Source organism: Streptomyces virginiae, assembly GCF_041432505.1.
Classification (GTDB): domain Bacteria; phylum Actinomycetota; class Actinomycetes; order Streptomycetales; family Streptomycetaceae; genus Streptomyces; species Streptomyces virginiae_A.
In genome coordinates this window covers 5,469,754-5,482,299 of record NZ_CP107871.1, presented here as the reverse complement: position 1 = coordinate 5,482,299, position 12,546 = coordinate 5,469,754, and the positions used below count along the sequence as shown (strand labels likewise).

The following is a 12,546-nucleotide window of genomic DNA, read 5'->3' as shown; positions in this document are numbered from 1 at the left end:
CCAGGGCCGATTTCCGGCCCTCCACTCCGTCCGTGCGAACCGCACGTGCGTCCTGGTGCAAAGGGCCTCCCGGGCGGACGACCCCATGCCGTCCGCTGAGACTCGACACCCGTGGATCGGGCATCGACCTGAAAGGGATATTCCCCGAACAAGCCAGGCCATGCCATGGCATATGACGGACGCTCGGTGAATCCCTGGTGAAGGCTTCGAGGGGAGGGGGTGCCGGGACCGAGGGGGCGGGAAACCCCCTCCGTGGAATCAGGTGCCGTAGCGCCGGTGGCGGGCCGCGTAGTCGCGCAGGGCCCGCAGGAAGTCGACCTTGCGGAAGGCCGGCCAGAAGACCTCGCAGAAGTAGTACTCGCTGTGCGCGCTCTGCCACAGCATGAATCCGGACAGCCGCTGCTCACCGCTGGTGCGGATGACGAGGTCCGGGTCCGGCTGGCCGCGCGTGTAGAGGTGCTCGGCGATGTGGTCGATGTCGAGGATCTCGGCGAGCTCCTCGAAGGAGGTGCCCTTGCGCGCGTGCTCCAGCAGCAGGGAGCGGACCGCGTCGGCGATCTCCTGGCGGCCGCCGTAGCCGACGGCGACGTTGACGACTATCCCGTCGACGTCGTGGGTGGCCTGCTCGGCCTCCTTGAGGACGTTCTGCGTCCGGGCGGGCAGGATGTCGAGGTTGCCGACGTGGTGGACCCGCCAGCGGCCGTCCGCGGCCAGGCCCCGGACGGTGTTCTCGATGATGTTGAGCAGCGGGCGGAGCTCGACCTCCGGCCGGTCCAGGTTGTCCGTGGAGAGCATCCACAGGGTGACGACCTCGACGTCCGTCTCGGTGCACCAGCCCAGCATCTCGGAGATCTTGTCGGCGCCGGCCTGGTGGCCCTGCTCCGTCGTCCCTCCGGACGCCTTCGCCCAGCGGCGGTTTCCGTCCAGGATGACGCCGATGTGCTTGGGCACCGCGTCATGGTCGAGGCGGCCTTCCACCCGGCGTGCGTAAAGCCTGTACACCAGGTCGCGCAGCTTCACGATCTTCCAGCCCCTCCGTGCCTTGCCCCCGTGCGAAATGCGGTCCCACCCCCGAGTCCGCCACATTACTGCGCGCCGGGACGGGGTACCCAACTCGGTCTGTCACAACTCCGTGATAGGGAGGACAACGTGACTGATACCAATCCCTATCGGGCAGAGCCCTCGCGCTACGACTCCATGGAGTACCGCCGCACCGGCCACAGCGGCCTCAAGCTCCCCGCAATCTCCCTCGGCCTCTGGCACAACTTCGGTGACGACCGGTCCCTGGAGTCCCAGCGGGCGATCCTCCGTCGGGCCTTCGACCTCGGCATCACCCACTTCGACCTGGCGAACAACTACGGCCCGCCGCCCGGCTCGGCCGAGCTGAACTTCGGCAAGATCTTTTCGCAGGACTTCGCGGCCTACCGCGACGAGCTGATCCTTTCGACCAAGGCCGGCTACCTGATGCACCCCGGGCCGTACGGCGAGTGGGGCAGCCGCAAGTACCTGCTCAGCTCGCTCGACGCCTCGCTGAAGCGGATGGGCGTGGACCACGTCGACATCTTCTACTCGCACCGCTTCGACCCGGAGACCCCGCTGGAGGAGACCATGGGCGCCCTCGCGTCCGCGGTCCAGCAGGGCAAGGCCCTGTACGTGGGTGTCTCCTCCTACACGGCGGAGCAGACGGCCGAGGCCGTGCGGATCCTGCGCGGGATGGGTGTGCGCCCGCTCATCCACCAGCCGTCCTACTCCATGATCAACCGCTGGACGGAGGAGGACGGACTGCTGGACACCCTGGAGGACGCCGGCATGGGTTGCATCTCCTTCGCGCCGCTCGCGCAGGGCATGCTGACCGGCAAGTACCTGAAGGGCATCCCGGCGGACTCGCGCGCCGCGCAGGGCAAGTCCCTGAACCCGGATCTGCTCTCGGACGAGGTGCTCCGCCGGCTGACCGGTCTGAACGAGATCGCGGCCCGCCGCGGGCAGTCGCTCGCCCAGCTGGCGCTCAAGTGGGTGCTCCGCGACGACCGGATGACCTCGGCCCTGATCGGCGCGTCCAGCGTGCCGCAGCTGGAGGAGAACGTGGCCGCGCTGGCGTCCGCGCCGCTCACCGAGGCCGAGTTGAAGGAGATCGACTCCCTCGCCGTCTCCACCCCCGGCACCAACATCTGGGCCCAACGCGGCTGACCTGCGCGTTTGTCACGCAGCACGGTCGAGATGCCGGAAAACGAAAAACGGGCCGGTCCGTGGGGGGGATACGGACCGGCCCGAGGGGGGGGTTCCACCATAACCCTTCGTAAAGCATGCTGCGTGCATCGGCGCAGAATGATTACGCTCCGAAACCGCCCAGCAGCACTCCGGTGAGCGCTCCGGCCGCCATGAAGGGGCCGAACGCGTACCCCTGATTCCGCTCGTCGGGCCTGCGCAGGAGCACGTACAGGCCGTACAGGGCCCCGTAGAGCAGGCCGAGGAAGGCCCCCGCGGACCATACCCCCCACCCGTACCACCCAAGAGCGACCCCCAGCGAGAGCGCCAGCTTGACGTCGCCGAAGCCCATGCCGGCGGGGTTGATCAGATGGAGCATCAGGTACGCGGCTCCCAGCGCGCCGCCGCCCAGCAGCGCGAGCCGCCAGGACCCGGCGGAGCCGGGCGCGAGGGCGGCCGCACCGAGCAGCGCGGCGACCGCGGCGGCGAGCGGCAGGGTCAGTACGTCGGGCAGCCGGTGCACGGCGCGGTCGACGAGGGCGAGCAGGACCAGCAGCGGGGCGAGGCCCACGTAGGCCACCAGCTCGGGGCGCGCTCCGACGGCCGCGGCGAGTCCGGCGCAGACCGCGGCGGTGAGCGCGGTCAGGGGTGCGGCCCGCCGCCCGTAGGCGTGCGGGGGCGCGGGCGCCGCCGCCGAGGGCCGGCAGCGGGCCGGTCCGAGCCAGCCCCCCAGCCGGCCGGGCAGCCGGTGCCCCTGCGGGCAGCGGCCCTGCCAGGGGTCCCCCGGCTCGACGGAGAGGCGGTAGGCGGGGCGCGGCAGCAGGAGCCCGGCGGCCACGCCGTACCCGGCGGCGAGAACGATCACGAGCACACCCGTCATCCGGCGAAGGTAGAACACCCCCTAAGGTGGCCGCCATGGCGCACTGGCAAGACGGCCGGGCCGTGCTGCGGGTCGGCGCGGACCCTACGGAGATCCCGCTGGAGGTCGCCGCCTCGTACGGGGCGCGGACCCGCGGGCTGCTCGGGCGGGACGGGATCGACGGCGCGATGCTGCTGACCCCCGCGGCGAGCGTGCACACCTTCCGGATGCGGTTCGCGATCGACGTGGCGTACCTCGACCGCGCGTTCGGGGTGCTCGCGGTGGTCACCATGGCGCCGGGCCGGCTCGGACTGCCGCGGCTGCGATCCCGGCACGTCCTGGAGTCGGCGGCCGGCGCCATGGCGGGCTGGGGACTGCGGGCGGGGACCACCGTCGCGGTGGACACGGCGGGGCGTCTCGCCCCGTAAGGGGCCCGTCGCCGGCCGCACCCGGTCCGACCGGCAAGACACCCGCTAGGCGAGGCCCCTCGCTGGCAGTAGGTTGGGGCGGTTGAGCTGGGGCATCAGGGGAGCGGCATGACGGAGAACGCGCGGATCAAGGCGCTGGAGCAGATCATGCCGGCGACGCACGGCGCCGACGAGGACATCGACTGGCCGGCGGTGGAGGCCGCCTGGGGGACCCGGTTCCCGGCCGATTTCGTCGCGTTCATGGGCCGCTTCGGCGCGGGTTCCATCAACGGCGAGGCCAGCATCCTGCTGCCGCTGCCCAAGCCCGGACTCCAGTGGGACCCGGCCGGGATGGCCGAGGAGACCGGCAACGCGCGGCAGACCTGGGAGGCGGAGGGCGGCCGCGCCGCCTTCGACGTGGACCCGGAGTCGATCATCGCCTGGGGCGTCACCGGCGGGTCGGACATCCTGTGCTGGCTCACCTCGGACCCCGACCCGGACCGGTGGCCGGTCCTGGTCTGCGGGCGGCACACCGCCGACTCGTTCGCGGTGTATCCGTACGGCATGGCGGAGTTCCTCTACCGGCTGTGCTCCGACGAGTTCGACGTGAGTCCCGTCAGCATCACCTTCTGGGACGGCGGCCACCTCAGCTTCGTGCACTGGCGCAAGGCCCAGCGGCGCTGGCAGGAGGGCCGCAACCCGGAGACGGGCGAGCCCGACCCCTACGCGGGCGAGTTCGCCGACTAGGGCGTCTCACCCTGGCGGCAGGTGGTGGGGTCCGAGGGACAGCAGCGGCACGCTGCCGCCGTCGAAGTACCACAGGGCACTCGTGTACCAGAGGACCACCACCACGACCACCAGCGCGCCCCCGGCCAGGGGCAGGGCCCAGCCCGGCAGGCGCCGGCTCCGCACCAGCAGGACCTTGGCGGCGAACGCCCCGTAGAAGAAGCAGCCCGCGATCGAGTGCACCGCCGCGCGTGAGCCGTTCAACTGGACGCCGTACGCCCGGACGCAGTGCACCGTGATCGGGACGGTGAGGGCGAACAGGACCACACCGACGATCCGGTGGGTGATCGGCACCGGGCCCGGCATCCGGCGCACCCCGGGCAGCCGGCCGTACATCCACAGGGCCAGCAGCAGTTGGAGGGCGGCCAACACCAGGACACCGGTCGCGAGCTGCGCCTTCAGGCGCACGGCGGCGACGTCCGTCCGGCCGAACAGTGTCGCGGTGTAGTCCGGGGTGTTCACCCGGCCGACGAGGAAGACGGCGGCGAAGACCACGGCGGCGGCCACGAAGGCCAGCGCGAGGGCGAGTCCGGCTTCCGGGCGGCGTGGAGCGGGCCGGGTGTGCGACATGGTGCTCCTCGTCTCGCCACGCCGTGGGTCGGCGGTCCGCCTTCCCTTGTACTCGGCCGGCGCGGCCGACGGCGGCCGACGCGGCCGTGGCGATCCCGACGCGGACCCCGACGGGCGCGCGGAGCCCGTTCCGGGACCGGAACGGGCTTTTCGGTATGTCTACGCGCGTCCACTATTCGGATCGCATATCGGAAAACACCATGAGGAAAAGCCCCGTTTGGAGCATTGAACACAAGTGGGGCCCCAATGGAATCAACCACCCCTCCCTCAGGAGAGAATTCCGGCCAACGGGCCATCGAGGGACACCTCCGTCCGGAGCAACTCATAAGTAATAACAGGATCCAAAAGAAAATCAGGGGAATACACCCGTGCAACGAAGAATTTCCGGCGCGACCGCCACCACGGCCGTGCTCGGTCTGTTGATACCGCTGGCCGGATGTGGTGGATCCGGCGACGATGCAGATGACGCCACCACCCTGCATCTGGTCGCCGCCGAATACGGCGACGGCCCGGCCACCAGTTCCAAGCCTTACTGGGAGAAGATGGCGAAGGATTTCAACGAGGCGCACCCCGGAATCAAGCTCGACGTCAAGCTCCTGCCGTGGGCCGACATCGACCGTGAGGTCTCCCGTATGGTCAAGGCCGGCAAGGCCCCGGATGTGGCCCTGATGGGGTCCTACTCGGACTTCGCGGCCCAGGGAAAGCTGTATCCCGCGGACGAACTCCTCTCGGTCACCGCCGAGGCGAATTTCCTCCAGCCGCTCGCCGACGCCGGCTCCGTCGGCAACACCCTCTACGGCCTGCCCTTCGTGGCGAGCAGCCGGCTCCTCTTCTACAACGAGGCGCTCTTCACCAAGGCCGGCATCAAGGAGCCCCCGAAGACCTGGGGCGACCTCAAGGCCGACGCCAAGGTGCTCAAGGACAAGGGCGTGAAGTACCCCTACGCCCTGCCGCTCGGCCCGGAGGAGGCGCACGCCGAGGCGCTGATCTGGGAGCTCAGCAACGGCGGTGGCTACGCGGACAGCGCCGGCAACTACAGCCTGGCCTCGGAGCAGAACATCGAGACCTGGGACTGGGTCAAGCGCGAGATGGTCGCTCCCGGACTCACCGGTCCGACCCCGCCGTCGGAGCTGAACCGCGCCGACGCCTTCGCCGCCTTCCTGCGCGGCGAGGTCGGCATGGTCAACGGCTATCCCTCGCTCGCCCACGAGGCGCGCACCAAGGGCATCAGCGTCTCGACCACGTCCATGCCCGTGTCGGACAACCTCGGCACCGGGGTGCCGCCGCCCACCGTCGGTGTCGCCGACTGGATGATGGCCTTCAAGCAGAACGGCAAGCGCGCGGAGATCGGCACGTTCCTGGAGTTCATCTACCAGGACAAGAACCTGTCGGACTTCGCCGACCGCTACCACCTGCTGCCGTCCACCGTCACCGCCTCGCGCACCCCGGCGGGCGGCGGCCTGGACAAGAACGACACGCAGTTCCTCAACGCGCTGCGCGGCGCCCAGCTCTACCCGGTCAACGATCCGGCCTGGCTGACGGTCAGCGACACCATCAAGCGCAACATCGGACGCGCGGTGGAACCGACCGGCAACCCGAAGGGCGTCCTGGAGGGCATCGCCCAACAGGCCGCCCAGGCCTCCAAGAAGCACTGAGAAGTTCCTCGACACGGGACTTCGGACCCATGCCGCAGACCACCCTGTGCGGCATCATGGCCACCACGGCACTTGATCCAAGGCCTCGGCCCAGTCGCCCGACGAGCACCCACAAGGTGCACGGGGCGGCCGGCCTCCACCCGGACCCTGCGGCTCTCAGCCCTGCGGCCCGTGGTTCGAGGCGAAGGCCGTCCGGTACTGCTCGCAGCTGGAGTTCCAGCGCAGCGTGCCCCCCAGCGTTCCGTAACCCGAGCGGGTGACCGTCCACTCCACCGTGTACTCCCCGGTGTCGCACGCGATCCGCTTGCCGCCCGCGATCTTCTCGCGCCCGGTCGGCGGCTTCCCCGCCAACTCCTTGCGCACCTCCCCGACCTTGACCCGGTGCGCGTCGCGCAGCACCGCGTGCACGACGATCGGGTGCGTGCCCTCCTTGACCGTCACCGCCTTCTTCACCACCGTCGAGTCCGACACCGACCAGGCGAACTCGTACGAGGGCAGCCAGGCCAGGGTCTTGGGGTCGCCGGAGCGTCGCTCGTAGTCCGGCGCGGCCGCGGGCCCCGGGCGGGTGACGGTCTTGTACTGGACTCCCGGGTGGAAGCGGAGCTGCCCCTCCACCTTGTGCATCTCGTCCTTGGTCCACATCGACTTCATGGACTTCTCGCCGCCGGCCGGGTCCTGGAGGTACGCCCCGCCCTCCGCGGCGGTGGCGGCCTGGCCCAGGAGGGGCGCGAGGGCGGCGGAGGCGGTGGCGAGGGCGAGAGCGGCGATGCGGGTGCGCTTCATGCCCGGACCAACGGGGCCCCGCGGCGGGCCGGAACGACGCCGGGCGCGCTTTCACCCGTACGGGAGCTCCCGGTGTCCCGGGCCCGGCCAGGGGATCGCGTACGGCCGCACGCGCCGCCGCGGGTCCGGTCAGGCCTGGCCGGTCTCGAAGCGGCTGATGCGGCCGCCGCCGGGGGCGATGACGAAGCGCCAGGTGGTGCGCATCTCGCCCCAGGTGTCGTTGCGGTAGTTGACCAGCAGGGTACGGCCGCCGTCGGACTCGGACTGGACGTCCATGTGACCGCCGGATTCGAAGATCTCCCGGTCGATCCAGTCGTGCAGATCGCGGTCGGAGCCGTCGTCGGACATGGTCGCGTCGGCGGTCAGGACCGCGAGGAAGGCGTCCTTGTCGTGCGCGTTGACGGCGGTGACGAGGGCGCCGACCACCGGGTCGGACAGTTTGGCGGGCGCGATGGCCACGGGAGCCTCCTGGTCGGGCGTACGTGCGTATGTGCGTACGTGCCCGACCAGGGAACAACGCGGGCGGGTCCGCGTCGTCGACCGTCACCCGTTCGCTTGGCGGACGGCGTGTCAGGGGCCGTCAGTGCGCGTCGGAGGCGGTCCCGGCGTCGGAGGCTCCGGGAGTCTCGGGGGCCTCGGGTGCCTCGGGAGCGGTGCGGACGGGGAAGCCGGTGGGCCGGCCCTGCTCCTTCAGCCAGGTGAGCACCTGGTCGAGGGCGTCGACGGTCTGGGCGCGGTTGCCGCCTCCGTCGTGGAAGAGCACGGTCGGGCCGTTGCCGATCTCGCGCTTGACGGCGTTCACGATGGCGGCCGTGCCCGGCTTGTCGAAGTCCTTGGTGTCGACGTTCCAGCCGAGCGGCCGCATGCCGTGCGCGGCGGCGATGCGCCGGCTGTCGGGGGTGAAGGCCCCGCCGGGGGCCCGGTAGTACTCGACCTTCGCGCCGCCGCCCGCGGCTTCCTCGATCAGCTTCTTCGCCTCCAGGATCTGCGCTTCCTGGTAGGCGACGGGCTTCTTGTCCATGGCCGTGTCGTGGTTCATGGTGTGGTCGCAGAGCCGGTGTCCGGCCGCGACCACCTTCTTGACGAGGTCGGGATGGGCCTTGGCCTGCGGTCCGACCATGCAGAAGGTCGCCTTGACGTCGTGCCGCCGAAGGACGTCCAGCACCTTCGGGGTCCAGCGGGGGTCGGGGCCGTCGTCGATGGTGATGTTGACGGCGTCGCCGCCGCTCTCGGACGCGTGGGCTATGCCCTCGGGTATCTTCCGGAGCTGCTGCCCGGGTCGACCGTCGTCGCCGCCCGGGCGGGCCACGTTCTGCTGGGAGGCGGCGCTTCCGCCAGGTCCGACCAGGACGGCCACACCCCACGCGGTCGCCGCCACGGCGGTGGCCGAGGCCACGACGACGGCACCGGCCCGGACGCCCTTCTTGTTCGCACGCGCCAAGAAACTCATGAACTGTCCTCCCCAACCGCTTTGCGAGCGTTCTGTGGATCAGGACGTTCATCGCAGGCGAGGAGTTCCAGCCTAATAGCCCATAAATTCGCTGTTATGGGACTGTTGGGACCGATGGGACTTTAGTCCTGCAGGGAGTTGCATACCTGCCCACGCGAACACGCCCGAAACGGGCATACCTTCGGGTGCGGCGCGGCCCGAATCCCAAGTCGACCGCGATAAGCGGAGGTTCACCGGTCGACGCTCGATCAGAATGAAGCCATGGACTCGTCCCAGGACTCGACGCATGACGGATCCGACTGGCCCGTGGACAAGCTGACCGCGCTGCGCCTCGGCCGGAAACTGGTGACGGAGGTCCCGGCGTCCCGTCCGGGCCGCCGCGCCTTCGTGGACATCACCCCGTCCCGCGACCGGTCCGACGACCGGGCGCGGGACGAGGGTTGGGTGCGCCAGGACAAGGGCCGCCGCTTCAGCCTCCGACACCGGGAGTACGACGGCCACCGCCTCGACGGCTTCGACTACGACATCGGCGCGACCCTCGTCGCGTCCGCGGACGCGGCGGACGAGGTCGCCCTGCGTGCCGCGCTCACCGCATGGGGCCTGCGCCCCGACAGCTTCGTGCACCCCTGGCAGACCGACGACCCGGCCTAGGGCCTGTCTTTCGGATCAGGCCGGGTCAGCCCGCGGCGTCTGGTGCCGTGCATCGCAAGGCCGAGGAGGGAGTCCATGCGGAGCATCGACGACCGACGAGAACGCGGCGAGGTGCGGTGCCAGGCGTCGCGGGCCCTGCATGATCCGAAAGACAGGCCCTGGGGGGTGTTCGCCCGCCCGGACATGCCGGAAGGCGGCACCACCGGTCGTCCCGGTGGTGCCGCCTTCCTGGTGGTGCGAGCGCCGGTGCGGGCGCGGTGCGTGCCGGGTCAGTGCGCGAGCGACTCCTGCGCCGCCGGGGCCGCCTTGCCGCCGTCCGCGGATTCGGCCGGGGCAGCCGGGCCCGCCCCGCGGAGCGGGACCTCCTTGACGAACCAGGCCGCCGCGAAGCCCAGTACGGCGATGGCCGCGCCGAGCAGGAACGCCGAGTGCGTACCGGCGGCCACCGCGTGCTGGTAGGCGTCGCGTACCGCTTCGGGCAGCTTCGCCAGGCTCGCGGCGTCCAACTGGGCGGAGCCCGCGGCGTCGGCCGCCTCCGGGCCCAGGCGCTCGGACATGGTGTCCGTGACCCGGGCGGTGAAGAGGGAGCCCATCAGGGCCACGCCGAAGGAGCCGCCGAGCGTACGGAAGAGGGTCGCCGAGGACGAGGCGACGCCCATGTCCTTCATCTCGACGCTGTTCTGCGCGACCAGCATGGTGATCTGCATCAGGAAGCCGAGACCTGCACCGAGGACGGCCATGTAGAGGCCCGACACGAGGCGGGTGGTGCCGGTGTCCATGGTCGCGAGCAGGAACATCCCGACGACCATGAGCGCGCCACCGGCGATCGGGAACATCTTGTACTTGCCGCTGCTGGTGGTGACACGGCCCGCGATCAGCGAGACGACCATCATGGAGAGCAGCATGGGCAGGAGCAGCAGGCCCGAGTTGGTGGCGGAGGCGCCCTGCACCGACTGCTGGAACAGCGGGAGGTAGAGCACGCCGCCGAACATCGCGAAGCCGACGAGGAACCCGATCACCGACATCAGGGTGAAGTTGCGGCTGCGGAAGATGTGCAGCGGCATGACCGGCTCGGCGGCCTTGGTCTCCGCGTAGAGGAACGCGGCGGTCGACAGGACGCCGATGGCGATGAGGCCGAGGATCTCGACGGAGCCCCACGCGTACTCGTTGCCGCCCCAGGTCGTCACGAGGACGGTGGAGGTGATGGCGACGGTCAGCAGCGCGGCGCCGAGGTAGTCGATCTTGCCCTGCGACCGCTTCTTGGGCAGGTGCAGCACGGCGGTGACCATGGCCAGCGCGACCACGCCGAGCGGCAGGTTGATGTAGAAGGACCAGCGCCAGCCCCAGTGGTCGGTGATGGTGCCGCCGACCAGCGGGCCGCCGATCATGGCGAGGGCCATCACGCCGGCCATCATGCCCTGGTACTTGCCGCGCTCACGGGGCGGGATCAGGTCGCCGATGATCGCCATGACGCCGACCATCAGACCACCGGCACCGAGGCCCTGGACCGCACGGAAGCCGATCAGCTGGAACATGTCCTGGGCCATGCCGCTGAGCGCGGAGCCGATGAGGAAGATGACGATCGAGGTGAGGAAGGAGCCCTTCCGCCCGTACATGTCGCCGATCTTGCCCCAGATGGGGGTGGAGGCCGCGGTGGCCAGCGTGTAGGCGGTGACCACCCACGAGAGGTGCTCCAGGCCGCCGAGCTCGCCGACGATCGTCGGCATCGCGGTGCCGATGATCATGTTGTCGAGCATCGCCAGCAGCATCGCGATCATGAGCGCCATGAGGACGACGCGTACGCTGCGTGGCTTCACCTCCTCCGAGGTTCCCGCAGGCTTGACTGTGTCCACCATGTCCACTCCCCTGTGCCCTACTTCTCGCACTACGTCCCGCACCGGCACTTACTTGCCGCCCGGCTAGTTCACTACAATGGGGACGGTAGACCCGCAACTAGCCGGGCGTCAAGTAAGTAATTGGGGAGAGCCATGTCCAGCAGCAGTCCGCAGCGACGCCGTGGCGACACGCGTCAGCGCATCCAGGACGTCGCACTGGAGCTCTTCGCCGAGCAGGGGTACGAGAAGACGTCGCTGCGCGAGATCGCGGAGCGGCTGGAGGTCACGAAGGCGGCGCTGTACTACCACTTCAAGACCAAGGAAGACATCATCATCAGCATCTTCGAGGACCTGACACGGCCCATCGACGAGCTGATCACCTGGGCGGAGGGCCAGCCGCGCACGCTGGAGACCAAGCGCGAGGTGCTGCGCCGCTACAGCGAGGCGATGGCGGGCGGTGCCGTGCTGTACCGCTTCATGCAGGAGAACCAGGCGACGACGCGCGAGCTCAGCATCGGCGAGACGGTGAAGAAGCGGCTCTTCACCCTGGTGGAACTGCTCCGCACGCAGGACGGCCCACTGACGGACCAGGTCCGCTGCGTCAGCGCGCTCTTCACCCTGCACGCCGGGATGATGTTCCTCCAGCACGTGGAGGGGAACCCGGAGGAGACCCGCCTGGCGGCCCTGGAGGTCGCCACGGACCTCATCACCCAGGCCCACCACGAGCAGTCCTGACCCATCGGTCCGGTCCGCACACCGGGCGGAGGGGCGGGGGCGTCGGACGGGGGCCCGGGCGGAGGGCGCCGGACGGAGGGGAGCCCGGGCGGAAGTGTCCGGACTCAGACCAGCCGGCGGTCCTCGGCGGCGATCGGGACGTCGTTGATGCTCGCCTCGCGGCGCCCCATCAGGCCGTTGCCGTCGAACTCCCACTGCTCGTTGCCGTGGCTGCGCCACCACTGGCCGGCGGCGTCGTGCCACTCGTACTCGAAGCGGACGGAGATGCGGTTGCCCGTGAACGCCCACAGCTCCTTGCGGAGGCGGTAGTCGAGCTCGCGCTCCCACTTGTCGGCCAGGAACGCGCGGATCTCGGCGCGGCCGGTGAGGAAGCGGTCGCGGTTCCGCCAGACCGAGTCCTCGGTGTACGCGAGGGCGACGCGCTCGGGGTCGCGGCTGTTCCAGGCGTCCTCGGCGGCCTGGACCTTGATGCGCGCCGACTCCTCGGTGAAGGGCGGTAGGGGCGGTCGTACGGCGGGGGCGTCGGTCATGACGGTCACCTCTCGACATGGAGAACGCTCGTTCTCGATGAGAGGGACGATAGAGAACGGCCGTTCTCCACGCAAGGTGG

The 12,546-nt window shown here is 70.1% G+C and carries 14 protein-coding genes; 6 read left to right on the top strand and 8 right to left on the bottom strand.

What is annotated here, in order from left to right; genetic code table 11:
- Positions 1-258 precede the first annotated feature (258 nt).
- Positions 259-1,020 carry an isoprenyl transferase gene (locus OG624_RS25700; RefSeq protein ID WP_033218378.1) on the bottom strand — a complete coding sequence of 254 codons (762 nt, stop codon included), beginning with the start codon at positions 1,018-1,020 and terminating at the stop codon, positions 259-261.
- A 129-nt stretch (positions 1,021-1,149) separates the two neighbouring features.
- On the opposite strand from OG624_RS25700, the gene mgrA reads away from it, so the two are divergent.
- Positions 1,150-2,187: an L-glyceraldehyde 3-phosphate reductase gene (mgrA, locus tag OG624_RS25695; protein ID WP_030712125.1), complete on the top strand. Its 1,038-nt coding sequence runs from the start codon at positions 1,150-1,152 to the stop codon at positions 2,185-2,187.
- A 142-nt stretch (positions 2,188-2,329) separates the two neighbouring features.
- Here mgrA and OG624_RS25690 read toward each other — a convergent pair whose 3' ends face one another.
- Positions 2,330-3,085, bottom strand: a complete 756-nt coding sequence (locus OG624_RS25690) for a prepilin peptidase (RefSeq protein WP_371639880.1) — start codon at positions 3,083-3,085, stop codon at positions 2,330-2,332.
- A 35-nt stretch (positions 3,086-3,120) separates the two neighbouring features.
- On the opposite strand from OG624_RS25690, the gene OG624_RS25685 reads away from it, so the two are divergent.
- Positions 3,121-3,492 (top strand): DUF192 domain-containing protein, encoded by a 372-nt coding sequence (locus OG624_RS25685; protein WP_326748841.1) that lies wholly within the window; start codon positions 3,121-3,123, stop codon positions 3,490-3,492.
- Positions 3,493-3,600: 108 nt separating this feature from the next.
- The gene (locus OG624_RS25680) at positions 3,601-4,218 is read left to right on the top strand and encodes an SMI1/KNR4 family protein (protein WP_051763087.1); all 618 of its coding nucleotides are present in this window, start codon (positions 3,601-3,603) and stop codon (positions 4,216-4,218) included.
- Between the two features lie 6 nt (positions 4,219-4,224).
- On the opposite strand, the gene OG624_RS25675 is transcribed toward OG624_RS25680, so the two are convergent.
- A complete protein-coding gene (locus OG624_RS25675) occupies positions 4,225-4,827 on the bottom strand; it encodes a DUF6529 family protein (RefSeq protein ID WP_371639879.1) in 603 nt (200 codons plus the stop codon).
- Positions 4,828-5,195: 368 nt separating this feature from the next.
- On the opposite strand from OG624_RS25675, the gene OG624_RS25670 reads away from it, so the two are divergent.
- Positions 5,196-6,482, top strand: coding sequence for an extracellular solute-binding protein (locus OG624_RS25670; RefSeq protein ID WP_033218368.1), 1,287 nt, complete (start codon positions 5,196-5,198; stop codon positions 6,480-6,482).
- A 156-nt stretch (positions 6,483-6,638) separates the two neighbouring features.
- Here OG624_RS25670 and OG624_RS25665 read toward each other — a convergent pair whose 3' ends face one another.
- The 3 genes from OG624_RS25665 to OG624_RS25655 all read right to left on the bottom strand — a co-directional run bounded on the left by OG624_RS25665 (position 6,639) and on the right by OG624_RS25655 (position 8,715).
- Entirely contained in the window at positions 6,639-7,265 is a 627-nt protein-coding gene (locus OG624_RS25665; RefSeq protein ID WP_033218366.1) for a hypothetical protein, read from the bottom strand.
- 129 nt (positions 7,266-7,394) lie between these two features.
- Positions 7,395-7,724: a hypothetical protein gene (locus tag OG624_RS25660; protein ID WP_033218364.1), complete on the bottom strand. Its 330-nt coding sequence runs from the start codon at positions 7,722-7,724 to the stop codon at positions 7,395-7,397.
- Between the two features lie 121 nt (positions 7,725-7,845).
- Entirely contained in the window at positions 7,846-8,715 is an 870-nt protein-coding gene (locus OG624_RS25655; RefSeq protein WP_078909169.1) for a polysaccharide deacetylase family protein, read from the bottom strand.
- 261 nt (positions 8,716-8,976) lie between these two features.
- On the opposite strand from OG624_RS25655, the gene OG624_RS25650 reads away from it, so the two are divergent.
- A complete protein-coding gene (locus OG624_RS25650; protein ID WP_371639878.1) occupies positions 8,977-9,366 on the top strand; it encodes a hypothetical protein in 390 nt (129 codons plus the stop codon).
- 269 nt (positions 9,367-9,635) lie between these two features.
- Here OG624_RS25650 and OG624_RS25645 read toward each other — a convergent pair whose 3' ends face one another.
- Complete coding sequence (locus OG624_RS25645) at positions 9,636-11,222, bottom strand: MDR family MFS transporter (protein ID WP_371588362.1); 1,587 nt, start codon at positions 11,220-11,222, stop codon at positions 9,636-9,638.
- 132 nt (positions 11,223-11,354) lie between these two features.
- On the opposite strand from OG624_RS25645, the gene OG624_RS25640 reads away from it, so the two are divergent.
- Complete coding sequence (locus OG624_RS25640; RefSeq protein WP_033218360.1) at positions 11,355-11,936, top strand: TetR/AcrR family transcriptional regulator; 582 nt, start codon at positions 11,355-11,357, stop codon at positions 11,934-11,936.
- Between the two features lie 104 nt (positions 11,937-12,040).
- Here the strand turns inward: OG624_RS25640 and OG624_RS25635 are convergent, their stop codons facing one another.
- Positions 12,041-12,466, bottom strand: a complete 426-nt coding sequence (locus OG624_RS25635; protein ID WP_033218358.1) for a nuclear transport factor 2 family protein — start codon at positions 12,464-12,466, stop codon at positions 12,041-12,043.
- Positions 12,467-12,546 lie beyond the last annotated feature (80 nt).

Coding starts and splice junctions, on each gene's coding strand:
- OG624_RS25690 (WP_371639880.1), bottom strand. CDS start 3,085: ATGACGGGTGTGCTCGTGATCGTTCTCGCCGCCGGGTACGGCGTGGCC.
- OG624_RS25685 (WP_326748841.1), top strand. CDS start 3,121: ATGGCGCACTGGCAAGACGGCCGGGCCGTGCTGCGGGTCGGCGCGGAC.
- OG624_RS25680 (WP_051763087.1), top strand. CDS start 3,601: ATGACGGAGAACGCGCGGATCAAGGCGCTGGAGCAGATCATGCCGGCG.
- OG624_RS25675 (WP_371639879.1), bottom strand. CDS start 4,827: ATGTCGCACACCCGGCCCGCTCCACGCCGCCCGGAAGCCGGACTCGCC.
- OG624_RS25665 (WP_033218366.1), bottom strand. CDS start 7,265: ATGAAGCGCACCCGCATCGCCGCTCTCGCCCTCGCCACCGCCTCCGCC.
- OG624_RS25655 (WP_078909169.1), bottom strand. CDS start 8,715: ATGAGTTTCTTGGCGCGTGCGAACAAGAAGGGCGTCCGGGCCGGTGCC.
- OG624_RS25650 (WP_371639878.1), top strand. CDS start 8,977: ATGGACTCGTCCCAGGACTCGACGCATGACGGATCCGACTGGCCCGTG.
- OG624_RS25645 (WP_371588362.1), bottom strand. CDS start 11,222: ATGGTGGACACAGTCAAGCCTGCGGGAACCTCGGAGGAGGTGAAGCCA.
- OG624_RS25640 (WP_033218360.1), top strand. CDS start 11,355: ATGTCCAGCAGCAGTCCGCAGCGACGCCGTGGCGACACGCGTCAGCGC.
- OG624_RS25635 (WP_033218358.1), bottom strand. CDS start 12,466: ATGACCGACGCCCCCGCCGTACGACCGCCCCTACCGCCCTTCACCGAG.